Raw genomic sequence first — 24,605 nt, forward strand, 5'->3', positions numbered from 1 at the left:
GTTATTCGAGTGTGCCGGACGCCGCTTTTGCGCGAATCAGGTTCAACAGCAGGATGTCGCGCGCGGCTTCTAGCTCACTGGTGTGGCGTTGGCCCAGCTCCGCGGCCACGCCTTCGGCCACCTGCTGCTTGAGCTCGGGTGTCATCGTGGGTGCACCCAGATCCTTCCACCAGTCCTCGATCGGCCCACCCAGGTGCGCGAGCACATGCGCGATGCCGCCGGCGCCACCGGAGAGATGCAGGTTCATGAACGGGCCCATCACGGCCCAGCGCAAACCGGGCCCGTGCGCGATGGCCGCATCGATGTCGGCCACCGAGGCCACGCCCTGGTCGACCAGGTGAAAGGCCTCGCGCCACAGCGCGGCCTGCAGCCGGTTCGCGATATGGCCCTTGACCTCGCGCTTCACGTGGATCGGGCGCTTGCCGATCGCGGCATAGAAGGCCATCGTGCGTTCGATGGTCGCGGGCGACGTGGCCGTGCCGCCAATCACCTCGACCAGCGGAATCAGGTGCGGCGGATTGAAGGGGTGGCCCAGCACCACGCGCGCGGGATGCGCGCAGCCGGATTGGACGCCGCTGATCGCGAGCCCCGAAGAGCTCGAAGCGAGGATCGCGTGCGGCTGCGCGGCCACGTCCATGCGGCGGAACAGATCGATCTTGAAGTCCAGGCGCTCGGGGCCGTTCTCCTGCACGAAGTCGGCGTCGCGCACCGCGTCTTCCAGCGTTGCATGGAAGCGCAGCCGCTCCATCGCCGCACCTTCGGCCAGCCCGAAGCGCTGCAAGGTCGGCCAGTGCTGCGCCACGGCTTCGAAGAGGCGCGCCTCGGCGCCCGGCGAAGGATCGGTGGCATCGACGTCGAGCCCGTGGGCGAGGAAGTAGGCCGCCCAGCTGGCGCCGATCACGCCGGTGCCGACGACCGCGACGCGTGTGATGGCCGTGTCCATGTGCGCCATCGTCAGGATTCGGCCGTGAAGCCGACCTTCTTGACCAATGGGCCCCAGCGCTCGAACTCGGCGCTTTGCGAGCGGGCCATCTCCTCGACGGTGGAGCCCTGGGCGATCAGGCCGACCACCGCCAGGCTGTCGATGACGGACTTGTCCTTGATCGCGGCGTTGATGGACGCGTTGGCGGCGGCGATCACCGAGGCCGGCGTCTTGGCCGGCGCGTAGAAGCCGAACCACTCTTCGGTGGTCAGTTCCGGAAAGCCCTGTTCGGCCAGGGTCGGGACCTCGGGCGAGAACGGCGAGCGCGCCTTGCCGGAGGTGGCGATCAGGCGCAGCTTGCCCGCCTTGTGGTTGGCGATGAAGTCGCCGCTGGGCGTGATCATCGAGGCGATCTGGCCGCCCACCACGTCGGTCACGCCGGGGATGGAGCCGCGGTAGGGCACGTGCTTGAGCTCGACGCCGTTGTTGATGCCCAAGAGCGCGCCGATGAAGTGCGGCGTCGAGCCGGCCGCCGGCGACCCGTAGCTCGCGTCGTTGGGGTTGGCCTTGGCCCAGGCCAGGAAATCCTTCACCGTCTTGACGTTGGCCGGCACCAGCGGTCCGACCGCCAGGCCGTGGTGCATCACCGCGGCGATCGACACCGGCGCAAGGTCCTTGACCGGGTCGTAGCTCAGCTTCTTGTAGATGTGCGGGTAGATCGAGGTGCAGGAGAAGGGCGTGAGCGCCAGCACGCTGCCGTCGGCCGGCGCCGCCTTGAGCAGCTCCAGCGCGATGCGTCCGCCCGCGCCGGGCTTGTTCTCGACCACGGCCGCGTTGCGGGTGTAGGAAGAGCCGGCCAGCTTTTCGCCGACGCGGCGCGCCACGCCGTCGCCGGCGCTGCCGGCCGGGAAGCCGTAGAGGATCTTGACCTGCTCGATGGTCTGGGCCAGCGCGGCCAAGGGGTGCAGGGCAGCGAGCGCGGCTGCGCCGCCCAGGGTGTGGAGGAAGTGGCGGCGATCGGTCATGGTGTGTCTCCTTGCTGTTCTCTCGGAATCGTTGGTCAGGCTGCGAACTCGGGGCGCGGCAGGCCCACGCGCGGCAGCCCCATCATGTCGCGCGCCTCGGCCGGCGTCGCGGGCTCCATGTCCATCTCGCGGATGAGGCGCACGATGCGCTCGGTGAGCTGCAGGTTGGTGGCCAGCTCGCCGTGACGGTAATAGAGGTTGTCCTCCAGGCCGACGCGCGCATGGCCGCCGAGCAGCAGCGCGCTGATGTTGGCCTCGAGCTGCGAGGGGCCGATGCCGCTCACGCAGAAGATCGCGCCCTTGGGCAGCGTGTCCACCATCATCTGCAGATGCCGCGGCGAGAAGGGCATCGCGTTCTGGAAGTTGCGGTGCACGTTCATCACCAGGTTGATGAAGTAGGGCGCCTCGTCCAGCCCCTCCTCGATCAGCGTGGTGGTGTCCTGCAGGATGTGGGTGGGGCTGAACACCTCCCACTCGGGCTTGATGCCGCGCGCCTTCATGCCGGCCGCGAGCTCGCGGCCCTTGGTGAGCGGCGTGTCCATCAGGATCTCGCGGCCCTCGAAGCTGAGGTTGAGCGTGGTCGCGTCCAGCGTGCACATCTCGGCGCCGGCGTCCATCCCCTTCACGCGCTCGTCGAAGGCGATCTCCCAGCGCCCCCCAGGCAGCGGCTTGATCATGTCGCCGTGCACGCCGCCGCCGGTGGAGTTGTTGAGCACGATGTCGCAGCCGGCGGCGCGGATGCGGCGGTTGATGTCGCGGTAGACCTCGGCGTCGCAGGTGGCGCCATCGTCGGGCCGGCGCGCGTGGATCGCGGCCACGCTGGCGCCGGCCTTCCAGCAGGCCACCACATCCGCCGCGATCTCCTCGGGCTGGGTGGGAAGATGCGGGTTCTGCGACTTGTGCGCCATGCCGCCCGTGGGGGCGATGGTCACGATCACTTTGCGCTTGGACATGGGCTTTCTCCTGTGGACGGCGCGCTATTATTTTTGGCTGCCGTCGTCCCGGCAGTCATTGCGATGACATTTGAGATCAGGGTTTACGAGCCGCAGCCAGCAGGAGCGTCGATGCCGCACACCAGGCCGAGCCAGAGACCGCCGGCGTCCTTGTCGATTCCCGAGCTGCTGCAGCGATCGGTCTGGTTCCCCGGGCTGGACGCGGCGGCGCAGGCGCGCGTGCTCGATGACATGCGCGAGGAGTCGGTGGCCGCCGGCGCCGCGCTGTGCCGCCGCGGCGACGCGCCGCTGCACTGGTACGGCACGCTCGAAGGCCTGCTCAAGTGGTCGATGACATCGAGCGACGGCCGCTCCGTCACCTTCGGCGGCCTGTCGGTCGGCAGCTGGTTCGGCGAAGGCACGCTGTTGCGCGCGATGCCGCGCTCGGCCGACATCATCGCGCTGCGCGACAGCCGTGTCGCGGTGCTGCCGCTCGACACCTTCGAGTGGCTGCACCGCACGCAGATGAGCTTCAACCACTTCCTGCTGAACCAGATCAACGAGCGCCTGCACTGGTTCATGGGCAACTATGCGGCGCACCGGTTGCTCGATGCCGACAGCCAGGTGGCGCGCGCGCTGGCCGGCCTGTTCCATCCGTGGCTGCATCCGGGCAGCGACGTGTATCTGCAGACTTCGCAGGAAGAGATCGCCAACCTCTCCGGCCTCTCGCGCCAGCGCTGCAACGCGGCGCTCAACCGGCTGCGCGAAGCGGGCCTGCTGCGCATCGAGTACGGCGGCATCACCGTGGTCGATCTGGAAGGGCTGCGGCGCTTTGTCGAATAGTGCGTCGGAGAACTCGCCTGCAGCGCGTCTGGGCAGCAGAGCCTGGAAGACCAGTACGCGGGCTCGCGGCTCTGATGCGCGATGGCAAAGATCTGAGGCCCGAGGCTTGCGTCTTCCGCGTAGATCACGGTGCAGGGAAATCGATCGAAGTGATAGATGCGCATGCCGTGCCCGCCATGAGGACCACGCTGCTGATTCTCGAGGAGGAGCCCGAGAACTCGCTCGTACTCGGCGAGGAAAGCCTCTGCGATCAGTCGACTTGCATGGGTCGCATAGTAGACGCCGCATCACCGAGCTCAGCTTCGGCTTCGGGATGAATCCAGTGACTCACCTGATCCTTGCCCGCACGCGCGCAAGGGCCTCATCGCCCCGGGACCATTGCGGCCTTGCCCGAACGGACATCCTCCTGGCGGCGCAGCGCCAGCTGCATCCACGCTTCCTGTGCCTTTGATCTGGGCTCGAAGCTGGCGATCAGTCGCTCCAGAAGTCGAGCGCGGTCCTCGGGCGGCAAACCGAGGACCTGAGCCTCAAGATCTTGAACGGCAATGGACATGACGCCTCCGCAAACCAGTGCGAATGGCAAGCATGCCACAGCACTGCCGGAGCCGGGCGCCGCCAAGCTCTCGATCCCTCAGAGCCGGCTCAGCGCCGCCGATCCAGCGCTGCCCGTTGCGGCCTTCAGAATTTGTGCGCGAGGCGCGGAGGCCTGTTTTCTTCGCCGGTGCTTTCGTCGTCCACCGAGGCGATCTTCAGGCGGGCGGCCTCGTGCTTGACGCTCAGTTCCACGCAGCGCTCGCGTTCGGCCGGCCGGGACGGCGACTCGCGCATGCAATCGACGAAGAACTGCGACTCGTCGGCGCTCAAGCCATGCAGCACTTCCCGGCCCTTGGCGTCGATGGCCAGGGCGCTGCGGGCGGACAGCTCGGCGCGTTGCGCCTCGGGCATTTCCAGCAGTTTCATGCTCGGCTCCTTTTCGAACAGTCTGCAGTCTGGCGCAGTTTGCCTGGTGTGGCGCGCCATGGTGCCTGGCTGCCCCGATAGTGTGCGGCGCGCCCGAAGGCCCTGAATCAGATCAACACTGTACGCCCTCTTCATTGGGATGAATCACCTTGTTTGTAGAGGCATGCCAGGAGAGTGGATGCACACATCGAAGGATGGGCCCGTATATTGCTGTATGCTGTGAAATGCCGACTGTCGACAGTTGCCCGTCGGAACCGACCCAAGGAAAAGATCCATGCCATTGCACGCAGTGGGCCGCGCGGCCCTCCCGATCTCCGAAGCCGAGCGCGCCGTGCGCCAGGACCTGGCCGCCGCCTACCGGCTGGTGGCGCACTACGGGATGGACGACAGCATCTACACGCACATCTCCGCGCGCGTGCCCGGCACCGAAGACCAGTTCCTGATCAACCCCTTCGGGATGCTGTTCAAGGACGTCACGGCTTCCTCGCTGGTGAAGATCGACCTCGAGGGCCGCATCCTCGACGACTCGCCCTACGACGTGAACCCGGCCGGCTTCACTATCCACAGCGCCGTGCACGCGGCGCGCCACGACGCCGCCTGCGTGCTGCACACGCACACGGTGGCGGGCGTGGCGGTGTCCTCGCTCGCCGGCGGGCTGCAGCCGTGCAACCAGTGGGCGCTGCAGTTCCACGAGCGCGTGGTCTATCACGACTTCGAGGGCATCGCGCTCGACTTCGAGGAGCGCGAACGGCTGGTCGCCGACCTCGGGCCGACGGCGCGTGCGCTCATCCTGCGCAACCACGGCCTGGTCACGCTGGGCCGCACGGTGTCGGAGGCCTTCATCCTCATGCTCAACCTGGAGCGCGCCTGCCGCGTGCAGGTCGCGATCCAGTCCAGCGGCCAGCCGGCCTACCCGGTTCCGCCCGAGGTCTGCGAAAAGACCGCGCGCCAGTACGAGAGCGGCGACACCGTGCGCATGCCCGGCCAGCCCGACCCGAATGCACGCGAATGGCGCGCGCTGCTGCAGCGCATCGAGCCCGTGCCCGCCACGTCCTTCCGCGACTGAGCTTCGTTCCCTTCCTTCCTTCCCACCATCCCCGATCGAGCCACAAGGAGTTCTCATGAAACGTCGCAATCTCATTCAAATGGGTGCCGCCACGGCGGCCGGCCTGACGCTCGCGGGCGTTCCCCTGCATGTGCTGGCGGCAGGCAAGAAGGGCGGCGTGATCAACGCGGTGGTCCAGCCCGAGCCGCCCGGGCTGATGCTGGGCATCACGCAGAACGGTCCCACGCAGATGATTGCCGGCAACATCTATGAAGGCCTCTTGCGCTACGACGAGAAGATCACCCCGCTGCCTTCGCTGGCCACCTCCTGGACCTCGAACAAGGAAGGCACGCTCTTCACCTTCAAGCTCAAGCCCGGCGTGCTGTGGCACGACGGCAAGCCCTTCACCTCGGCCGACGTGGTGTTCTCGGCCGACGTGTTCCTGCGCAAGACGCATGCACGGCTGCGCGCCAACCTCGCCGCGGTGGAGAGCATCCGCGCGGTCGATCCGCTGACGGTCGAGTTCAAGCTCAAGTACCCCTTCGGCCCCTTCCTCGGCATCTTCGAGGTCGGCAGCATGCCGATGATCCCCAAGCACATCTACGAAGGCACGGACTTCGCCGCCAACCCGGCCAACGCCACGCCGATCGGCACCGGCCCGTTCAAGTTCAAGGAATGGGTCAAGGGCTCCTACATCCAGCTGGTGGCCAACGACAAGTACCACGTCAAGGACGCTCCGCTGGTCGAGAGCGTGTACTTCCACGTCATTCCCGACGCGGCCTCGCGCGCCGCGGCCTTCGAATCGGGCAAGGTCGACCTGGTGCCGGGCGGCGCGGTCGAGTACTTCGACGTGCTGCGGCTGTCGAAGCTGCCGGGCGCCGCGGTCACGACCAAGGGCTGGGAGTTCTTCGCGCCGCATGCCTGGCTGTGGATCAACAACCGCAAGGCGCCGATGGACCAGGTCAAGTTCCGCCAGGCCCTGATGCACGCGATCGACCGCGAGGCCATCTGCAAGGTGGCCTGGCAGGGCTTCGCCAAGCCGGCGACCGGCCCCTTCAACAGCAACATCAAGTTCCACAGCACCGACGTCCCCAAGTACCCGCGCAGCGTCGACACCGCCAAGAAGCTGCTGGCCGAGGCCGGCTACAAGGGCGAGACGCTGCGCCTGCTGCCGCTGCCCTACGGCGAGACCTGGACGCGCTCGGCCGAGATCCTGCGCCAGAACCTGGCGCAGGCCGGCGTCAAGCTCGAGATGGTCGCCACCGACGTGGCCGGCTGGAACCAGAAGCTCAACGAGTGGGACTACGACCTCGCCTTCACCTACGTCTACCAGTACGGCGACCCGGCCCTGGGCGTGGCGCGCAACTACACCACGGCCAACATCGCCAAGGGCTCGCCCTTCAACAACGTCGAGGGCTACTCCAACCCGAAGATCGACGAGCTGTTCGACGCCGGCGCCAAGGAGGCCGACCCCGAGAAGCGCAAGGCGATCTACCTGGAGGCGCAGAAGCTGCTGCTGAACGACGTGCCGGTGGCCTGGCTGTACGAGATCAACTTCCCGACGCTCTACCGCACCAAGCTCAGCAACATCATCAGTTCGGGCATCGGCCTGAACGACAGCCTGAGCGGCGCCTCGGTGGCCTGAGCCGCGCATGAAGCGCACGCAATTCATGCTGGCCCGCGTGCTGCAGGGTCTGGTCGCGATCCTGCTGATCGCGACCGTCAACTTCATGCTGGTGCGCGCCGCGCCGGGCGATCCGGTCTCGGTGCTGGCCGGCGAGGCCGGTGCTTCGGACCCGCAGTTCGTCGCCCAGCTGCGCGCGCAGTTCGGGCTCGACCAGCCGATCACGACCCAGCTCGGCACCTACCTCGGCAAGGTGGTGCAGCTCGACCTCGGCTTCTCCTACCGCCAGCAGCAGCCGGTGCTGAAGCTGATCATGGACCGGCTGCCCGCGACGCTGCTGCTCACCGGCAGCGCCTTCGCGCTGTCGCTCTTGTTCGGCGTCACGCTCGGCGCGCTCTCGGCGCGGCGGGCCGGGACGTGGGTGGACAGCGCGATCACCACGGTGGCGCTGGTGTTCTATGCCACGCCCCTGTACTGGCTCGCCCTCATGGCCGTGCTGGTGTTCACGGTGCAGCTCGACTGGCTTCCGGGCTTCGGCTTCAGCACCGTCGGCTCGGGCGCGACCGGGCTGGCACTGGCGTGGGACGTTGCGCAGCACCTGGTGCTTCCGGTGCTGACGCTGGCGCTGTTCTACATGGCCGTCTACGCCCGCATGACGCGCGCCGCCATGCTCGACGTCGCGCAGATGGACTTCGTGAAGACGGCACGCGCCAAGGGCGTGAAGCCCGGCCGCATCCTGCGCGCGCACGTGCTGCGCAACGCGCTGTTGCCGGTGGTCACGCTCGCGGGCATCCAGGCCGGCAGCCTGATCGGCGGCGCGGTGCTCACCGAAACCGTGTTCGCATGGCCCGGCCTCGGCCGCCTGATGTTCGACGCGCTGCTGCAGCGCGACTACAGCCTGCTGCTGGGCACCTTCCTCGTGACGGCGGCGATGGCCGTGCTGTTCAACCTGATCACCGACCTCGTCTACACGCTGGTCGACCCACGCATCGAACTGACATGACCCAAAGTCCTTTCTGGCGGCGCTTCGTCCGCAACAAGGGCGCGGTGGCCGGCATGGTGGTGCTGGCGGTCGTCGCCGTCGTCGCTTTGTTCGGCCCCTGGATGGCCGCCAACGACCCCTGGGGCATGGTGCAGCAGCCCTTCCTGCGGCCCTGGACCGAGCCCGGCTTCGCGATGGGCACCGACACCCTCGGGCGCGACATCCTCTCGGGCGTGATCCACGGTGCGCGCATCTCGCTCCTGATCGGCGTGGTCTCGACCGTCGTCGCGCTCCTGATCGGCGTCACGCTCGGTGCCGTCGCCGGCTACTTCGGCGGCTGGATCGATGCCGGGCTGATGCGCTTCACCGAGATCTTCCAGGCGGTGCCGAGCTTTGCGCTGGCCATCGTGCTGGTCGCGATCTTCCAGCCCTCGGTCGGTTCCATCGTGGCGGCCATCGCCATCGTCTCCTGGCCGCCGGTGGCGCGCCTGGTGCGCAGCGAGTTCCTCACGCTGCGCCAGCGCGACTTCGTGCAGGCCGCCTTGCTGGCCGGCCAGTCGACGCCGCGCATCATCCTCACGCAGATCCTGCCGAACGCCATGTCGCCCATCATCGTGATGGCCTCGCTCATGGTGGCGACGGCGATCCTGCTCGAATCGAGCCTGAGCTTCCTCGGCCTGGGTGACCCCAACCAGATGAGCTGGGGCTACATGGTTGGCTCGGCCCGCACCGTGCTGCGCCAGGCCTGGTGGATGGCGCTGTTCCCGGGGCTGGCCATCGTGCTGACCGTGCTCGCGCTCAACCTGGTGGGCGAAGGCCTCAACGACGGCCTCAACACGCGGCTGGACGGGAGGGGCCGATGAACGCCGGCGTGACACGCCTGAAGCCGGCGCAAGCCGTGCTCGAGGTCGTCGACTTGAGCATCTCGCTGCCCAAGGGTGCCGACCGCGCGCTCGCGGTCGAGGGCGCGACGCTCTCGGTGCTGCCGGGCCAGACGCTGTGCGTCGTCGGCGAATCCGGCTCGGGCAAATCGATGATCGCCAACGCGGTGATGGGCCTGTTGCCGCGCCCGCAGGTGGCGCCGGTGGCCGGCAAGATCCTGTTCGAAGGCACCGACCTGCTGGCGCTGACCGAGCCGCAGATGCGCGAGCTGCGCGGCCGGCGCATCGGCATGGTGTTCCAGGAGCCGATGACGGCGCTGAACCCGGTCATGCGCATCGGCGAGCAGATTGGCGAGGTGTTCGATGCGCACGGCACGGTGCCCGCGGCCGAGAAGCGGCGCCGCATCCTCGCGGCGCTGGCCGACGTGGGCCTGCCCGATCCCGAGCTGCTGATCGACAGCTATCCGTTCCGCCTCTCCGGCGGCCAGCGCCAGCGCGTGATGATCGCCTGCGCACTCGTGCTCGAGCCCGTGCTGCTGATCGCGGACGAGCCGACCACCGCGCTCGACGTGACGACGCAGGCGCAGATCCTCAAGCTGGTGCGCGAACTGCAGCAGCGCCGCGGCACCGCCGTGCTCTTCATCACGCACGACTTCGGCGTGGTCTCGGAGATCGCCGATCACGTGGTGGTGATGCAGACCGGCAAGATCGTCGAGTCCGGGGCCGCCGCCGGCGTGCTCGGCGCGCCGCGGCATCCCTACACGCGCAAGCTGATCGCCGCCATTCCCCATGGCCACGCACAGCGCGCCACGCCCACCGACGATGCGCTGCGCTTGCTGCAGGTGCAGGACCTGTGCAAGACCTACAAGTCCGGCGCGGGCCTGTTCAAACGCGGCCGCTCGGTGCAGGCCGCGAAGAACATCAACTTCGAGCTGCGCCGCGGCGAGACGCTGGGCCTGGTCGGCGAGTCGGGCTCGGGCAAGTCGAGCGTGGGCCGCTGCCTGGTCGGCCTGGCGCCCTTCGACAGCGGCCGCATCCTCTTCAAGGGGCACAACCTGGCACAGGACGGGAACTTCCGCCGCTCTGCCGGCGGCAAGATCCAGATGGTGTTCCAGGATCCGTATGCGTCGCTGAACCCGCGGCATCGCATCGGTGCGGCGATCGCCGGCGGTCCCATCGCCCAGGGCGTAGCCAAGGCGCAGGCCATGGCGCGCGCGATGGAGCTGCTGAAACTGGTCGGGCTCGGGGCCGACGCGGCGCAACGCTATCCCCACGAGTTCTCCGGCGGCCAGCGCCAGCGCATCGGCATCGCCCGTGCGCTGGCGATGCAGCCGGAGCTGCTGGTCGCCGACGAGCCGGTGTCGGCGCTCGACGTCTCCGTGCAGGCCCAGGTGCTGGAACTCTTCGCCCAGGTGCGCGAGCAGTTCCAGCTGGCGATGGTGTTCATCACCCACGACCTGCGCGTCGCCGGCCAGATGTGCGACCACATCGCCGTGATGCAGCGCGGCGAGGTGGTGGAGTACGGCGAGACGCATGCGGTGCTGAACGACCCGCAGCATGCCTATACGCGCAAGCTGATCGATGCGGTGCCGCGGCTGGCTTCGCCCGCCGAAGCTGCAGCGCGGGTCGCGTGATGCAGCGCAACGGCGACAGCACGACACCCTGCGTGGCACTGCTCAGCGAGGTGCTGGACATGCAGTACCTCGCACCCGCTTTCCGCGAGGCCTGCCCCGGCATCGACCTGCGGCTCGGCGCCGAGCTCGGTCCGCTGGAAGACATCGAGGCGGCCGTCTGCTGGTTTCCGCCGCACGGCCAGCTGGCGCAGCTTCCGAAGCTGAAGCTGGTGCAGTCGCTGGCCGCGGGCATCGACCACATCGTGGCCGATCCGCAGCTGCCGCGCGAACGCCCGCTGTGCCGCATCGTCGACCCCGGCATGGCCACCGGCATGAAGGCCTATGTGAGCTGGGCGGTGGTGCAGCGCCATCGCGGCATGAACGCCTACGTCGCGAGCTCTGCGGCCGGCCGATGGGAGGAGCAGGACGTGGTCTCGCCGCGCCGCCATCGCGTCGGCATCGCCGGCCTCGGCACGCTGGGCATGGCCTGCGCCGAGGCGCTCGCGGGCATCGGCTACCAGGTCCGCGGCTGGAGCCGCAGCGCCAAGGAAGCGCTGCCGCCGGGCGTCGTCGCCTTCCACGGCGCCGGACAGCTCGACGCGTTCCTGTCGGGCTGCGACACGCTGGTGTGCCTGCTGCCCTTGACGCCGCAGACGCAGGGCTTTCTCGATGCCGCGCTGTTCGCGAAACTGCCGCGCGGCGCGCACCTGATCAACGTCGGCCGCGGCGATCACCTGGTCGAAGCCGACCTGCTGGCTGCGCTCGAAAGCGGCCAGCTCGCGGCCGCGACGCTCGATGCCTTCTCGCAGGAGCCGCTGCCGCCGGACCATCCCTTCTGGGCCGATCCGCGCATCCTGATCACGCCGCACATCGCGACGCGCACCGACCGCCTGGTGATCGCGCAGCAGACCCTCGCCAACCTCGCACTGCTTCAGAAGGGCGAGCGTCCTCAACACCAAGTCGACCTCGAACGCGGCTACTGACATGAACCCATCCACCCACGCCGACAACGCCGCCCACGACATCGCGGCGCACCTTCATCCCTTCACCAACCTCGCCACCCATCCCCAGGTCGGGCCGCTGGTGATCCGGCGCGGCGACGGCATCTTCGTGGAGGACGACCAGGGGCGCCGCTACCTGGAGGCGATGTCGGGCCTGTGGTGCGCCTCGCTGGGCTTCAGCAACGAGCGCCTGGCCAAGGCCGGCAGCGAGGCGCTGCGCTCGCTTCCCTACTATCACACCTTCAACCACCGCTCGAACGAGGCGGCCATCGCGCTCGCCGAGAAGCTGCTCACGCTCGCGCCGGTGCCGATGTCGAAGGTGTTCTTCGCCAACTCCGGTTCCGAGGCCAACGACAGCGCGGTCAAGCTGGTCTGGTACTACCACAACGCCATCGGCAAGCCGGACAAGAAAAAGATCATCGCGCGCCGCAATGCCTACCACGGCGTCACCGTGGCAGCGGCCAGCTTGAGCGGCCTGGTGCCCAATCACCGCGACTTCGACCTGCCGATCGCTCGCATCCTGCACGTCGACTGCCCGCACCACTACCGCTACGCCGAGGCCGGCGAAAGCGAGGAAGCCTTTGCCACGCGCCTGGCCGATGCGCTGGAAAAGCGCATCCTCGAAGAGGGCCCCGAGACCGTCGGCGCCTTCATCGCCGAGCCCGTGATGGGCGCGGGCGGCGTGCTGGTGCCGCCGGCCACCTACTTCGAGAAGGTGCAGGCGGTGCTCGCGAAGTACGAGGTGCTGCTGATCGCCGACGAGGTGATCTGCGGCTTCTGTCGCACCGGCGAGATGTTCGGCTCCACCACCTTCGGCTTGCGGCCCGATATCCTGACCGCGGCCAAGGCGCTGTCCTCGGGCTACGTGCCGATCTCGGCCGTGATGGTGTCGGAGAAGGTGCATGCGGCGGTGGCCGCCAACAGCGGAAAGATCGGCACCTTCGGCCACGGCTTCACCTACTCGGGCCATCCGGTGGCCTGCGCGATCGCGCTCGAAACGCTGCAGGTCTACGAAGACGAGAACATCCTCGCGCACGTGAAGACGCTGGCGCCGCGCTTCCAGCAGGGCCTGCAGCGCTACGCAGCGCGCCCGCATGTCGGCGAGGTGCGCGGCGTGGGCCTGATCGGCGCGATCGAGCTCGCGGCCGACCCGGCCCGGCGCACGCCCTTCGATCCGGCGCAGAAGGCCGGCGCGCGCGTGGCCGAACTCGCGCTGGAACAGGGCCTGATCGTGCGCGCCATGGGCGACGCCGTCGCCTTCTGCCCGCCGCTCGTCATCAGCGCCGCGCAGATCGACGAGATGTTCGAGCGCTTCGACTGCGCCCTGGTCGGCTTCGAAGCGTCGATGGCATGAAGGCCTTCTTCACCGACGAGCAGCTGCTGCACGATCCGCAGCAGTTCATGCGCCTGGGCCGCATCAGCAAGCCGGCCGATCTGCCGACCCGCGCGCATGCCTTGCGCGACGCGCTGGCCGCACGCGACATCGAACTCGCGCAGCCGCGGGACTACGGCCGCGCGCCGCTCGAAGGCGTGCACAGCGCCGACTATCTGGACTACCTCGAAACAGCCTACGCGCTGTGGCGCGCGCTGAAGCTGCCGGGCGTCGAGCCGGGCATCGAAGTGCTGCCCAATCTTTCGCCGTACCACGGCGGCACGCCGGGCGTGCTGCGCGCGCCTTGCCCCTCGCCGTCGATCGTGGCGCGCACGGGCTACTACATCAGCGACCTCTCGTGCCCGATCGGCCCCCACACCTGGCGCTCGGTCCTGCGTTCGGCGCACACCGCGGTGGCGGCGGCCGACGCGGTGCTCGACAGCGGCGACGCCGCCTATGCCCTGTGCCGGCCTTCGGGCCACCACGCGCACCGCGACCGCGCGGGCGGCTTCTGCTACGTGAACAACAGTGCGGCGGCCGCGCAGCGCCTCCGGGAGCGCCATGGCCGCGTGGCCGTGCTCGACCTCGATGCCCATCACGGCGACGGCACGCAGAACATCTTTTATGCGCGCGATGACGTGCTGACCGTGTCGACGCATGCCGATCCGAGCGGCTATTACCCGTTCTACACCGGCTATGCGCACGAGCGCGGCAGCGGTGCAGGCGAGGGCTGCAACCTGAACCTGCCGTTGCCCCACGGCGCCGGCAACGAGCTCTTCCTGCAAGCGGTGGACCAGGGACTGGCGGCGCTGCGCGGCTTCGCGCCCGAGGCCCTCGTGCTCGCGTTGGGCTTCGACAGCTACAAGGACGACCCCATCAGCGTGCTGCGGCTCGACCTGGACGCCTACCGCCGCATCGGCGAGAAGATCGGCGCGCTGGGCCTGCCCACGGTGATCGTCCAGGAAGGCGGCTACATGGTGGAGGCCATCGGCTCGGCGCTGGACCACTTTCTGCGCGGCTTCGAGGCGCTTCGGTGATGACCACCGCCGCACTGCGAGCGCCGGGGTCGAGGAGCGCCGGCATCGCGCTCTTCTTCTGCGCGCTGGTGGCGTTCGCCTCCTACGACGCCTTCTGCAAGAAGATGCTGCAGTTCTACCCGGCGCCCTTCGTCAACCTGATGCGCTACCTGTCGGTGATCTGCATCGCTCTCGCCATGCTGCTGCACCACGGCGACCTGCGCATCTGGCGCGCGCCGCAGAAGAAGTTGCTGCTGCTGCGCGGCGCGATGCTGGCGACCGTGGCCACGTGCTTCATGACGGCGCTGATCTGGATGCCGCTGGCCGAGGCCACGGCCATCTACTTCACCGCGCCGCTGCTGATGGTCGCGCTGTCGCCCTGGCTGGTGGGCGAGCAGGTGCAGCGCAGCCGCTGGGTGGCCGTGGTCGTCGGCTTTGCCGGCATGCTGCTGATCGTGCGGCCCGGCAGCGACCTGCCGTGGCTCGGCACCGTGCTGATGGCGATCGCCGCCGTCTGCTACGCCGTCTTCCAGCTGCTCACGCGCCGGCTCGCGGGCAGGGTCGCGAGCCCCGTGCAGTACGCCTACACCGCGCTGGTCTGCCTGATCGCGACCGCGCTGCCGGCGCCGCTTTTCCTGCCGGCCGAGCGCCCCGAGGCCGGCGCCGTGCTGCTGCTTTTGGCCGGCGGCGCCTGCAGCGGCGCGGCGCAGTGGCTGCTGCTGGCGGCCTTCGAGCGGGTCGAGGCCTCGACGCTGGCGCCGCTCAACTATTTCCAGCTGCTGCTCGCGGTGGCCTTCAGCACCTTCTGGTTCCACAAGCCGCCCGACGGCCTGGCGATGTCGGGCATTGCGCTGATCATCGCGGCCGGCGTCTACCTGGCGCGGCAGCCGATGAAAGAATGAGCCCGGGTGCTCCAACAAGACGAGACAACCACATGGCTTTCAATTCCTCTTCCGACACCGTTCTTTTCGAATCCGTCGAGGCGACCGACCTGGTCGGCCTGGTCGAAGCCCAGCTCACCCGCGCCATCGTCGAAGGCCGCCTCGCGCCCGGCAGCCGCATCGTCGAAGCCGACATCGCGCGCCGCATGGGCGTGAGCCGTGCGCCGGTGCGCGAAGCGGCGCGCCGGCTCGAGCGCCAGGGCGTGCTGGTCGCGCGGCCGCGCCACGGCTTCGCGGTGCGAACCATCAGCGTGCAGGAGATCGACGACCTGTACGAAGTGCGCCTGAGCCTGGAGCTGACCTCGATCGAGCTGGCCTGCCGCAAGGCCAGCGATGCCGACCTGGCGCGCGTGCGCGCGATGGTCGACGACATGGTGCGCCTGGCACGCACGCGGGCGCAGGACGAGCGCATCGATACCGACCTCGCGCTGCACACGCTGATCAGCGAACTCTCGGGCAATGCGCACCTGCACCGCATCTTCCTGAACACGCAGACCGAGCTGCGCATGATCATCGCCCTCATCACCGTGGTCGACGATTCCGAGACCGTGGCCAGCAACCACCTGCTGATCGCCGACGCGCTGGTGCGCCGCGACATCGAAGCCGCCAAGGCCGCGATGCGCACGCACATCGAATCCGCATGGCGCGACGTGCGCGCCCTGTTCGTTCGGCAGCACGGCGTCCCCACCCCCTGAATTCAAGGACCCCCTCGATGAAGGTCGTCTACACCGACACGCACCAAGGGCACGACCCGCAGCTGTTCATGGTGCGCGGCAAGCTCAAGCGCAGCAACGAGCAGCCCGAGCGCGCCTTCCGGCTGCTCGACGCTGTGCGCAAGGATGGCCACGAGATCGTCCCCTGCGAGGACTTCGGCGCCGGCCCGCGCGCGGCCATCCACACGCCCGACTACCTGCGCTTCCTCGAGACGGCCCATGCGCGCTGGCAGCTGCTGGACGACCCTTCGGAAGAGGTGATGCCGAACATCCACCCCTTTCCGGGCCAGCCCTGCAGCTATCCCGAGAGCGTGGTCGGACAGGCCGGCTTCCACATGGGCGACAACGCCTGCTCCATCGGCCCCCACACCTGGCAGGCGGCCGTTGCGTCGGCCCACATGGCGACGCACGCCGCGCAGCTGGTGCTCGACGGCGAGCGCGCCGCCTATGCGCTGTGCCGCCCGCCGGGCCATCACGCCTACGTCGATCGCGCCAACGGCTTCTGCTACCTGAACAACGTGGCCATCGCCGCGCAGCATCTGCGCAGCAGGCACGCGCGCGTGGCCATCCTCGACATCGACGTGCACCACGGCAACGGCACGCAGGGCATCTTCTACCGCCGCGCCGACGTGCTGACCATTTCGCTGCACGGCGACCCGCGCAACTTCACGCCCTTCTTCACCGGCCATGCGCACGAGCGCGGCGAGGGCGAGGGCCTGGGCTACAACATCAACAAGCCGCTGGCGCTCGGCACCGATCTCGACGGCTACCTGCCGGCGCTGCGCGAGGCCTGCGACAGCATCCGCGCCTTTGCGCCCGGCGCGCTGGCGGTGGCGCTGGGCCTCGACGCCCACGAGCGCGACCCGTACAAGGGCATGAAGATCACGACGCCGGGCTTCGCGGTTCTGCTGGCCGAGATCGCGCGCCTCGGCTTGCCGACCGTGCTGGTGCAGGAGGGCGGCTACCTCTCCGACGACCTCGGCCCCAACATCGCGAGCGCGCTGCGCGGCTTCGCCGGCGCGGCATGACCGACGCGCAGGTCCTGAGCGAGGGCTCGCCCGAACTCGACGATGCCTGGGTGCGCGCGCTGGCGCGCGAGCGCTGGGGCATCGAGGGCGAGCTGCGCGCGCTGACGGGCGAGCGCGACCGCAACTACCTGCTGGCGCCGCCCGGCGGCGGCGCGCGCTTCATGCTCAAGATCTCGCATCCGGCCGAGTCGGCGCTGGTCGCCGACTTCCAGACCCAGGCGCTGCTGCACCTCGCGGCTGCCGACCCGCAGCTGCCGGTGCAGCGCATCGTGCCGGCATCGAGCGGTGAGCCTTCCTTCCTCTGCGATCCCGGAGACGGCCTGCCGCGCGTGGCGCGCCTCTTCAGCTACCTGCCCGGCCTGCCGCTGCCCGAGGCGCCGCGCACGCCGCGGCAGCAGAAGAACCTCGCGCGCATGCTGGCGCGGCTCGACCTTGCGCTGCGCGATTTCGACCATCCCGCCGGCGAACTCGCGCTGCCCTGGGACATCCAGCGCGCCGACAGCGTGCGCGGCCTGCTCGCGCACATCGCCGACCCGGAACGCCGCGCGCTGGCGGAGGGCGCGCTCGACCGCTTCGAGCGCGACGCCAAGCCGCGGCTCGCCGTGCTGCCTGCGCAGCCAATCCACAACGACTTCAACATCTACAACGTGCTGGTCGATCCGGCCGACACCGAGCGCATCGCCGGCATCCTCGACTTCGGCGACATGGTGCGCGCGCCGGCGATCGACGACCTGGCCGTCGCGGCCGCCTACCAGGTCGGCACCGGCGACGATCCGCTGGCCGACATCGCGCCCTTCGTTGCCGCCTACCACGGCGTGCGGCCGCTGCTCGCGGCCGAAGTCGAGCTGCTGTTCACGCTGATCACGGCGCGGCTGGTGATGGTGGTGGCCATCAGCGGCTGGCGCGCGGCGCGCCATCCCGAGAACGCGGCCTATCTGCTGCGCAACAACCCGCTCTCATGGGCGCGCCTCGCGGCCTGCGAGCGCGTCGGCGCCGAAGCCGCGACCGCCGTCTTCCGCCGCGCCTGCGGCCTGCACATGGAGGCCTGACATGCCGACCTCAACTTCTGCGATCCCTCCTGCGACCCGCTCGCTCATGGACCGCCGTGCGCGGGTCCTGGGCCCGGCCTACCGCCTCTTCTACGAGACGCCGCTGCACCCGGTCCGCGGCGAGGGCGTCTGGCTGCACGATGCCGACGGCAGGCGCTACCTGGACGCGTACAACAACGTCGCCTCGGTCGGCCATTGCCATCCGCATGTGGTGGAAGCCATCGCGCGCCAGGCCGGCGTGCTCAACACGCACACGCGCTACCTGCACGAAGGCGTGCTCGACTATGCGGAGCGCCTGCTCGCCACGATGCCCGCCGAGCTCGCGCACGCGATGTTCACCTGCACCGGCAGCGAGGCCAACGACCTGGCGATGCGCATTGCGCGCTCGCACACCAAGGCCTGTGGCCTGATCGTCACGCGCTTCGCCTACCACGGCGTGACCGCATCGATCGCCGAAGCCTCGCCCTCGCTCGGCAAGTTCGTGCAGCTCGGCGACGCCGTGCGCACCGTGCCGGCGCCCGACGGCGGCGGTGCGGCCTTCGCCGACGGCGTGCGCGCCGCCATTGCCGATCTGCAGGCGCATGGCATGCGGCCGGCCGCGCTGATGGTCGACACCGTGTTCTCCAGCGACGGCATCTTCACCGACCCGCCAGGCTTCCTGGCCGAGGCGGTGGAGGCCGTTCGTGCGGCCGGCGGCATCTTCATCGCCGACGAAGTGCAGCCCGGGCTGGGCCGCACCGGCGATGCCTTCTGGGGCTTCCAGCGCCACGGCGTGGTGCCCGACATCGTGACCATGGGCAAGCCGCTCGGCGCCGGCCATCCGCTGGCCGGGCTCGCGGTGCAGCCCGAGGTGCTCGCCGCCTTCGCGCGCGAATGCCGCTACTTCAACACCTTCGGCGGCAACCCGGTTTCGATGGCCGCCGGCATGGCGGTGCTCGACGTGATCGAGCGCGAAGGCCTGATGGCGAACGCACAGCGCGTCGGCAAGTACCTGCGCGCGCGTTTGACGGCGCTTGCCGCGCGCCATGCGCTCGTCGGCGAGGTGCGCGGCGCCGGCCTGTTCGTCGGCGTGGACCTCGTGAGCGACCGCGCCACGCGCGCACCGGCCACGGCCGAGACGGCGCGCATCGTCAACGCGCTGCGCGACCGGCAGGTGCTGCTGAGCTCGACCGGCGAGGACGCCAACACGCTGAAGATCCGTCCGCCGCTGGTGTTTAGCGAAGCCCATGCGGACCTGCTGGTCGACACGCTGGACAGCGTGCTGACGACGCTCTAGTCGAGCGGCTCGACGCCGCACCAGTCCGCCATGAACTGCGCCATGGTGGCGGCCACGCGCTTCATGCTGTCCAGCGAGACCGCTTCGTCGATGCCGTGGATGTTGCGCGCCAGCGGGCCGTAGACGGTCACCGGGATGTCGGTCATCAGCGCGAAGTGCCGGCCGTCGGTGGTGGCGGTGCAGGCGAGCGGCTTGGGCGCGGCGCCGGTGATCTTCTCGTGCGCCTCGGCCAGCATGCGCAGCGGCGGCGCGTCGAGCTCGTATTCGCAGCCCGGCGAGAAATGTCCGCGTGCGTTGATCTCCACCGTGAGATCCGCATCGAGCCGGGCCGCGGTGGCGCGGATGCGTTGCGTCACTTGCAGCGTGGCCTCCTCGGCCGTCGTGCCGGGGAAGAAGCCGAAGCGGATGCCGAGCCTGCAGGTGCAAGGCACCGACGAGTTCCACTCGCCGCCCTCGATGCGCCCCAGGTTGAAGTTGAGCGGATGCTCCACGTCGCGAAACAGCGGATGCCGGCGCTCGGGCGCATTCCACTCGGCCTCCAGCGCCTTCAGGTCGGCCATGATCGCGATGCCGGCCTCGATCGGGTTGACGCCCTTGCTCATGTAGGCGACATGCGCTGGCCGGCCGGTGATGTCGATGAAGAGCCAGCACACGCCGACCTGCGCGCGCATCAGCGTTTCGCCGAAGGGCTCGGGGATCAGCACCGCATCGAAGTCGCTGAGCTTCGCCTTGCCCAGCGCGTTCTGCAGCGCGTGCACGGTGGCGAGCGTGCCGTTGCCGGTGTTCTCCTCGTCGAGCACGGCGTTGAAGCCGACGGTGCCGGCCGGCTGCAGGCCCATCTCGCGCAAGGCATGGTAGGCGATCAGCGCGCAGACCAGGCCGCCCTTCATGTCGCCCGCGCCGCGGCCGTGCAGCCAGCCGTCCTTCACCCATGGAATGTAGGGCGGCCGGGTCCACAGCGCCTCGGGTCCGGTGGGCACCACGTCGATGTGTCCGTTGAACAGCACGGAGCGCCCGCCGCCCATGCGCGGCAGGTGGCGCGCCAGCAGGTTGTAGCGGCCGTTGTCGGGGTCGCACGGACAGGAGAAGAGCGGCATGCCTTCGATCAGGCTGCTGTCGAGCACGATGCGCTCGGGCTCCAATCCCAGCTCGGTCAGCGCGCCTTCGAAGAATTCGGCGGCCGGCTGCTCCGCGCCCGACAGGCTGGGCGCCGCGACGAATTCGCTCAGGATCTCCGTCATGCGCGGCGAGAGCCGCTCGATCGTTGCGAGCAGGCGGGTGCGATCGACGGCGGGGGAAGGATTCTTCATGCGCTGGCCCGCCGCAAGCTCTGTGCCCGCCGCGCTCAAGCGTTGCCGTGCACCGACAGGACCGCGCGCAAACCGCCGAAGCGCCGGCGGTACTGCGGCGGCGTCAGGTTCACCTGGCGCCGGAACAGGCGGCCGAAGAAGGCGGCGTCGTCGTAGCCGACTTCCTCCGCCACGGCCGCGACGGGCAGCTCGCTGGTCTCGAGCAGGTGCTTGGCCTCTTCGATGCGCATCGTGTGCACGTACTCGAGCGGCGCCATGCCGGTGGCCAGCTTGAAGCGGCGCTGGAAGGAGCGCTGCGGCAGGCCGCTCTGCTGGACCATCGCGGCCACCGGAGCAGGGTCGGCGTAGTGGTCGGCGATCCAGGCCTGGCAGCGGCCGATCAACGCGTCTTCGACCTGCGTCGAGCGCGCCACGCGCGCGAAGGGCTGCTGGCCGACGTGATGCCAGTCGATCAGGATCAGCCGCGCCACCTGCATGGCGGCCTCGACGCTGACGCAGCGCGCGATGATGTAGAGCGCCAGGTCCATCCACGAGCTGCCGCCGCCGGCCATCACCAGCCGGTGGCCCTCGCCGGTGGCCACCAGTGCGCGCTGGGCCTGCACCCGCGCCGACGGATGGCGGCGCTGCATCGTCTCGCAATAGGCCCAGTGCGTGGTGGCCTCGTGGCCGTCGAGCAGGCCGGCCTCGGCCAGCAGCGTGGCGCCGGAGCAGGCCGCCGTCATCAGCGATCCGTTGGCATGGCAGCGGCGCAGCCAGGCGGCCTCGAGCTCGAACATGCCGACCTGCCTGTGGTCGGGCGCGAGCAGCGATTCCGGCACGCAGACCACGTCCGGCGCGGGGCACTCCGACATCGGCAGGTCGATGCGTATCGGCAAGCCGTTGCAGCCCGTCACCTCGCCGGGGCGCGAGGCGACGATGACCGGGTCGAGCACCGACTCGCCGTAGCGCCCGTTCAGCACCCACGACCAGTCGCGGCCCGCGCACTTGAACATCTCGTACATGCCGTAGACCACCGACGCGGAACTGAGCGGCGTGGCGACGATGGCGATCTGCGGGAGCCGGGCGGCGGTAGTCATTGAAACACCTTCGTGCTTCGCACTGCGGTGCGAGCTTGCTTGGGGCGGCCCGGCGCTGCGCTCATGGCTTATTCGTCAGTCTTGTTGCCGGAATGGCTTCGTGCGGGAAGGAGGGGCGAATTTACGCTCGATGCGCAATCCGCTCAACCATTCACCAGGACCTTTTCTCATGACCGCCACCCTCCGCGATGCCCACGGCCAAGCGCTCTCCACCACCGATCGCGCATCGCTCGCCGCCTACGAGCACGCGCTCGATCTGTTCCACAGCTTCCGCACCGATCCGGTTGCCGTGCTCACCCCGGTGCTCGAACGCGATCCGGGCTTTGTCTCCGGCCAGCTGCTGATGGCCGGCATGCTGCTCGGCAGCTTCGACGGCCAGCTGCACGGCATGGCGAAGGCCTGCGTCGACGCTGCGGCCGCCAGCCCGCAGAAGGCCAACGAACGCGAGCAGTCGCTGCTGGCCGCGCTCGGCGCCTGGAGCGGTGGCGATGTGCTGCGCGCCAACCAGCTGCTCGGCCGCCACCTGATCGACCATCCGCGCGACCTGTTCGCGCTGCAGCTCGCGCACCTGGGCGATCTTTTCCTCGGCCACTCCTTCATGCTGCGCGACCGCGTCGCACGCTCGCTGACGCAGTGGAGCGCAGAGGACAAGGGCTACGGCTACCTGCTCGGCATGCATGCCTTCGGCCTCGAGGAGTGCAACGAGTACGCGCGCGCCGAGTCGGTCGGCGGCCGCGCGTGGGAACTGCAGCCGCACGACAGCTGGGCCGTGCACGCGGTGGCGCACGTCTGCGAGATGCAGGGGCGCACGGCCGACGGCATCCGCTGGCTGAAGGCCACGCAGCGCCATTGGGCGACCGACTCCGGCATGGCCGTCCACAACCACTGGCATCTCGCGCTGATGCACATGGCGCACGGCGACATGGACGCGGCGCTCGCGCTCTACGACGCCACGGTCGCCCCCGCGCCCGAAGCCATCGCCCTGAACCTCGACGATGCCAGCGCGCTGCTATGGCGCTTCGGCCTGCGCGGCGTCGACGTGTCGCAGCACTGGCAGGCGCTCGCTGCACGCTGGCGCCTGCAGGCCGCGTGGGGCTCTCACGCCTTCAACGACGTGCATGCCGTGATGGCGCTGGCCGCGGCCGGCGACGAAGGCGCGTCGAACGCGGGCATCGCCGCGATCGCCGATGCGGCGTGGCGCCCCGGCGCACAGGCTGCCGCGGCGGTGGCACTGCCTGCCGCCCGCGGCCTGCAAGCCTTCGCGGCCGGCCGGTATGCGCGCTGTGTCGAACTGCTGCTGCCCGTGCTCGCGACCAGCAGTCCGCTCGGCGGCAGCCATGCCCAGCGCGATCTGCTGCATCTCACGGTCATCGAGGCCGCGTCCCGCGCCGGCGACCGCGCGCTCGTGCGCGCCATGGCCGACGAGCGGGCGGCGCGCAAGGCGGCGACGGCCCGATCCGCGCGGACCGAAGATCCCGCGTACGCCTGAACAGGCTGCACATCGACTGCCATGACCCGGTCCGCATCTTCGCGCTGCGCGGACAGGTCACGGGGCACACACGATTTCTCCCAAGTTGCAGGCGATAGTCGTTGGCAACGGTGTGCCACACCCGAAAACATGAGCCCGAAACCTGTCGAGAATCCGTCCATTCAGCGCGCGCTGGCAGCGATCGAACAGCTGCTTACCGAAGTCGAGGCTTCGACAGGCGCCGTCCCCCACTTCCGACACACGGACCTCGTGCCACTTTCGATCGACGAGCAGGCGCACAAGGCCCGACTTGAGAAAAACGCATACGCCGCAGAGCCCGAACGATCGGCCGCGCAGTTCTGCCTGCTGTCCGCGAGTGCCTTGCTGGGCGTGACGCAATTGCTTCTGAACCGTTCGGCGACTCCGTCTCCGAGCGAACGCCTGCAGGATTGGAACGACCTGAGCGAGCTCACCAAGGAAGCGGGGCGATCGGCGTACCGCGCGGCCTTGATCCTGGCCGACCCGGAGCGTTTGGTGCCGCCCGGGTTTTGAGCCCAGGCAGGTGCGTCCGAAGGAACGAGGTGAAACTACGGGGGTACACACCCTGGCCCTTCCCCCGGAGCAAACCTTGTCATCCAAAGTCTTTCGCGTTGCACTATCGGCTTCGGCAGCTTCTCTTGGAGGCATCGCAGCCTACTGGGCCCTCCTTGCGACACGCCAGGGACACATCCTTTTCGACGCTCGCAAGCATCCCGTCGTTCACTTGTCCGACGACTTTTCCACTTACTCTCATACCGTGCCGGGCGGGATGGTCCGCGGCTATGTCTATCACCCCCAGGGCGAGGAGGCGCTGCAGGACCTGTTCATCTATTTCGCGGGCCGAGGCGAGGATGTCCGCGCCACTGCAAAGGCGCTGCACTGGCTTCCGGAAGGCTTCGGCTTCGCCGCGGTCAACTATCGGGGGGTGGCCGACTCGCAGGGGCACCCCTCCGAGGTCGCCTCCGTCGAGGACGCGAGAGAGTTCGCGAATCACTTGCGCCGGGCCTTCCCGCACGCGCGCCTGCACGTCGTCGGTCGAAGTCTGGGGACGGGCGTGGCCATTCAGCTTGTGGCGCGACAAGACTTCTCGAGCCTGCAGCTGGTCACGCCATACGACTCGATGCTGCAGGTGGCGAAGAAGCGCTTCCCGCTCGTTCCACTTTCCCTGTTGCTGCGGCACCAGTTCAACTCCCTGGCGCACTGCAAGGAGGTCGCAGCGAAAACCCAGGTCCTGCTGGCCGAGCGGGACGATGTCGTGCTGCCGGAGCGTTCACAGAAGCTCATCGCCGCCTGGCCAACACCCATCAGCGTGCAGACCATCCCCGGCTCCGACCACCGCAGCATCATGGGCCTCGAAGCGACCTGGCTCCATCTCGTCGACTTCGCATTGACAGCAGTCCTCCCTGAGCCGAAGGCCGCATGAGCCGCTAACCGAGCCCGGGCCTCCGCCGGCCTGCTCTCAGACGCCGGCGCGCAGATGGAAATCGGC

General features: G+C 69.1%; 24 protein-coding genes. 17 read left to right on the forward strand and 7 right to left on the reverse strand.

Features of this window, described 5'->3' with window-relative positions; all coding sequences use genetic code 11:
• Position 1: 1 nt before the first annotated feature.
• From ACSQ9I_RS00430 to ACSQ9I_RS00440, 3 genes are read right to left on the reverse strand one after another with little or no spacing between them, the layout of a single operon-like run.
• A complete protein-coding gene (locus ACSQ9I_RS00430) occupies positions 2–943 on the reverse strand; it encodes a 3-hydroxyacyl-CoA dehydrogenase NAD-binding domain-containing protein (protein WP_436311902.1) in 942 nt (313 codons plus the stop codon).
• Positions 944–954: 11 nt separating this feature from the next.
• Complete coding sequence (locus tag ACSQ9I_RS00435) at positions 955–1,947, reverse strand: Bug family tripartite tricarboxylate transporter substrate binding protein (RefSeq protein ID WP_436311903.1); 993 nt, start codon at positions 1,945–1,947, stop codon at positions 955–957.
• 35 nt (positions 1,948–1,982) lie between these two features.
• Entirely contained in the window at positions 1,983–2,900 is a 918-nt protein-coding gene (locus tag ACSQ9I_RS00440; protein WP_093104653.1) for a 3-keto-5-aminohexanoate cleavage protein, read from the reverse strand.
• Positions 2,901–3,011: 111 nt separating this feature from the next.
• Here ACSQ9I_RS00440 and ACSQ9I_RS00445 point away from each other — a divergent pair, with 111 nt between their 5' ends.
• Positions 3,012–3,722, forward strand: coding sequence for a Crp/Fnr family transcriptional regulator (locus ACSQ9I_RS00445; RefSeq protein WP_436311904.1), 711 nt, complete (start codon positions 3,012–3,014; stop codon positions 3,720–3,722).
• 361 nt (positions 3,723–4,083) lie between these two features.
• Here the strand turns inward: ACSQ9I_RS00445 and ACSQ9I_RS00450 are convergent, their stop codons facing one another.
• Both ACSQ9I_RS00450 and ACSQ9I_RS00455 read right to left on the reverse strand, forming a co-directional pair.
• On the reverse strand, positions 4,084–4,275 hold the full coding sequence (locus ACSQ9I_RS00450; protein ID WP_436311905.1) for an addiction module protein: 192 nt from the start codon (positions 4,273–4,275) through the stop codon (positions 4,084–4,086).
• A 125-nt stretch (positions 4,276–4,400) separates the two neighbouring features.
• Positions 4,401–4,682, reverse strand: a complete 282-nt coding sequence (locus ACSQ9I_RS00455) for a hypothetical protein (protein ID WP_436308290.1) — start codon at positions 4,680–4,682, stop codon at positions 4,401–4,403.
• A 274-nt stretch (positions 4,683–4,956) separates the two neighbouring features.
• On the opposite strand from ACSQ9I_RS00455, the gene ACSQ9I_RS00460 reads away from it, so the two are divergent.
• From ACSQ9I_RS00460 to ACSQ9I_RS00520, 13 genes are read left to right on the forward strand one after another with little or no spacing between them, the layout of a single operon-like run.
• The gene (locus ACSQ9I_RS00460; protein WP_436311906.1) at positions 4,957–5,748 is read left to right on the forward strand and encodes a class II aldolase/adducin family protein; all 792 of its coding nucleotides are present in this window, start codon (positions 4,957–4,959) and stop codon (positions 5,746–5,748) included.
• 55 nt (positions 5,749–5,803) lie between these two features.
• On the forward strand, positions 5,804–7,372 hold the full coding sequence (locus tag ACSQ9I_RS00465) for an ABC transporter substrate-binding protein (RefSeq protein ID WP_436311907.1): 1,569 nt from the start codon (positions 5,804–5,806) through the stop codon (positions 7,370–7,372).
• Between the two features lie 7 nt (positions 7,373–7,379).
• Positions 7,380–8,354, forward strand: coding sequence for an ABC transporter permease (locus ACSQ9I_RS00470; protein WP_436311908.1), 975 nt, complete (start codon positions 7,380–7,382; stop codon positions 8,352–8,354).
• Positions 8,351–9,196, forward strand: a complete 846-nt coding sequence (locus ACSQ9I_RS00475) for an ABC transporter permease (protein WP_093104645.1) — start codon at positions 8,351–8,353, stop codon at positions 9,194–9,196. The genes ACSQ9I_RS00470 and ACSQ9I_RS00475 overlap by 4 nt, the downstream gene beginning before the upstream one ends.
• Entirely contained in the window at positions 9,193–10,848 is a 1,656-nt protein-coding gene (locus ACSQ9I_RS00480) for an ABC transporter ATP-binding protein (protein ID WP_436311909.1), read from the forward strand. The genes ACSQ9I_RS00475 and ACSQ9I_RS00480 overlap by 4 nt, the downstream gene beginning before the upstream one ends.
• Positions 10,848–11,810 carry a 2-hydroxyacid dehydrogenase gene (locus ACSQ9I_RS00485; protein WP_436315687.1) on the forward strand — a complete coding sequence of 321 codons (963 nt, stop codon included), beginning with the start codon at positions 10,848–10,850 and terminating at the stop codon, positions 11,808–11,810. The genes ACSQ9I_RS00480 and ACSQ9I_RS00485 overlap by 1 nt, the downstream gene beginning before the upstream one ends.
• Before the next feature lies 1 nt (position 11,811).
• Entirely contained in the window at positions 11,812–13,182 is a 1,371-nt protein-coding gene (locus ACSQ9I_RS00490) for an aspartate aminotransferase family protein (RefSeq protein ID WP_436311910.1), read from the forward strand.
• On the forward strand, positions 13,179–14,237 hold the full coding sequence (locus ACSQ9I_RS00495) for a histone deacetylase family protein (protein WP_436311911.1): 1,059 nt from the start codon (positions 13,179–13,181) through the stop codon (positions 14,235–14,237). The genes ACSQ9I_RS00490 and ACSQ9I_RS00495 overlap by 4 nt, the downstream gene beginning before the upstream one ends.
• Entirely contained in the window at positions 14,234–15,118 is an 885-nt protein-coding gene (locus ACSQ9I_RS00500) for a DMT family transporter (RefSeq protein ID WP_436292216.1), read from the forward strand. The genes ACSQ9I_RS00495 and ACSQ9I_RS00500 overlap by 4 nt, the downstream gene beginning before the upstream one ends.
• A gap of 32 nt (positions 15,119–15,150) precedes the next feature.
• A complete protein-coding gene (locus tag ACSQ9I_RS00505) occupies positions 15,151–15,852 on the forward strand; it encodes a GntR family transcriptional regulator (RefSeq protein ID WP_093104628.1) in 702 nt (233 codons plus the stop codon).
• 17 nt (positions 15,853–15,869) lie between these two features.
• Positions 15,870–16,898 (forward strand): histone deacetylase family protein, encoded by a 1,029-nt coding sequence (locus ACSQ9I_RS00510; RefSeq protein WP_436311912.1) that lies wholly within the window; start codon positions 15,870–15,872, stop codon positions 16,896–16,898.
• Positions 16,895–17,947, forward strand: a complete 1,053-nt coding sequence (locus ACSQ9I_RS00515; RefSeq protein WP_436311913.1) for a phosphotransferase — start codon at positions 16,895–16,897, stop codon at positions 17,945–17,947. Before ACSQ9I_RS00510 ends, ACSQ9I_RS00515 begins: the two co-directional genes overlap by 4 nt.
• Position 17,948: 1 nt before the next feature.
• Complete coding sequence (locus ACSQ9I_RS00520; RefSeq protein WP_436311914.1) at positions 17,949–19,223, forward strand: aspartate aminotransferase family protein; 1,275 nt, start codon at positions 17,949–17,951, stop codon at positions 19,221–19,223.
• Here ACSQ9I_RS00520 and ACSQ9I_RS00525 read toward each other — a convergent pair.
• The gene (locus ACSQ9I_RS00525; protein WP_436311915.1) at positions 19,220–20,533 is read right to left on the reverse strand and encodes an ArgE/DapE family deacylase; all 1,314 of its coding nucleotides are present in this window, start codon (positions 20,531–20,533) and stop codon (positions 19,220–19,222) included. The two genes, ACSQ9I_RS00520 and ACSQ9I_RS00525, sit on opposite strands and share 4 nt — an antisense overlap.
• Before the next feature lie 35 nt (positions 20,534–20,568).
• Positions 20,569–21,609, reverse strand: a complete 1,041-nt coding sequence (locus ACSQ9I_RS00530) for a GlxA family transcriptional regulator (protein ID WP_436311916.1) — start codon at positions 21,607–21,609, stop codon at positions 20,569–20,571.
• 169 nt (positions 21,610–21,778) lie between these two features.
• On the opposite strand from ACSQ9I_RS00530, the gene ACSQ9I_RS00535 reads away from it, so the two are divergent.
• From ACSQ9I_RS00535 to ACSQ9I_RS00545, 3 genes are all read left to right on the forward strand, one after another.
• The gene (locus tag ACSQ9I_RS00535) at positions 21,779–23,098 is read left to right on the forward strand and encodes a tetratricopeptide repeat protein (RefSeq protein WP_436311917.1); all 1,320 of its coding nucleotides are present in this window, start codon (positions 21,779–21,781) and stop codon (positions 23,096–23,098) included.
• A 129-nt stretch (positions 23,099–23,227) separates the two neighbouring features.
• Positions 23,228–23,629 (forward strand): hypothetical protein, encoded by a 402-nt coding sequence (locus ACSQ9I_RS00540; protein ID WP_436311918.1) that lies wholly within the window; start codon positions 23,228–23,230, stop codon positions 23,627–23,629.
• A 76-nt stretch (positions 23,630–23,705) separates the two neighbouring features.
• A complete protein-coding gene (locus tag ACSQ9I_RS00545; RefSeq protein WP_436311919.1) occupies positions 23,706–24,539 on the forward strand; it encodes an alpha/beta hydrolase in 834 nt (277 codons plus the stop codon).
• The last annotated feature ends 66 nt before the right edge of the window (positions 24,540–24,605 follow it).

Origin of the sequence: Variovorax sp. LjRoot84 (genome assembly GCF_964254305.1) — a bacterium.
In the GTDB taxonomy this organism is placed as follows: Bacteria; Pseudomonadota; Gammaproteobacteria; order Burkholderiales; family Burkholderiaceae_C; genus Variovorax.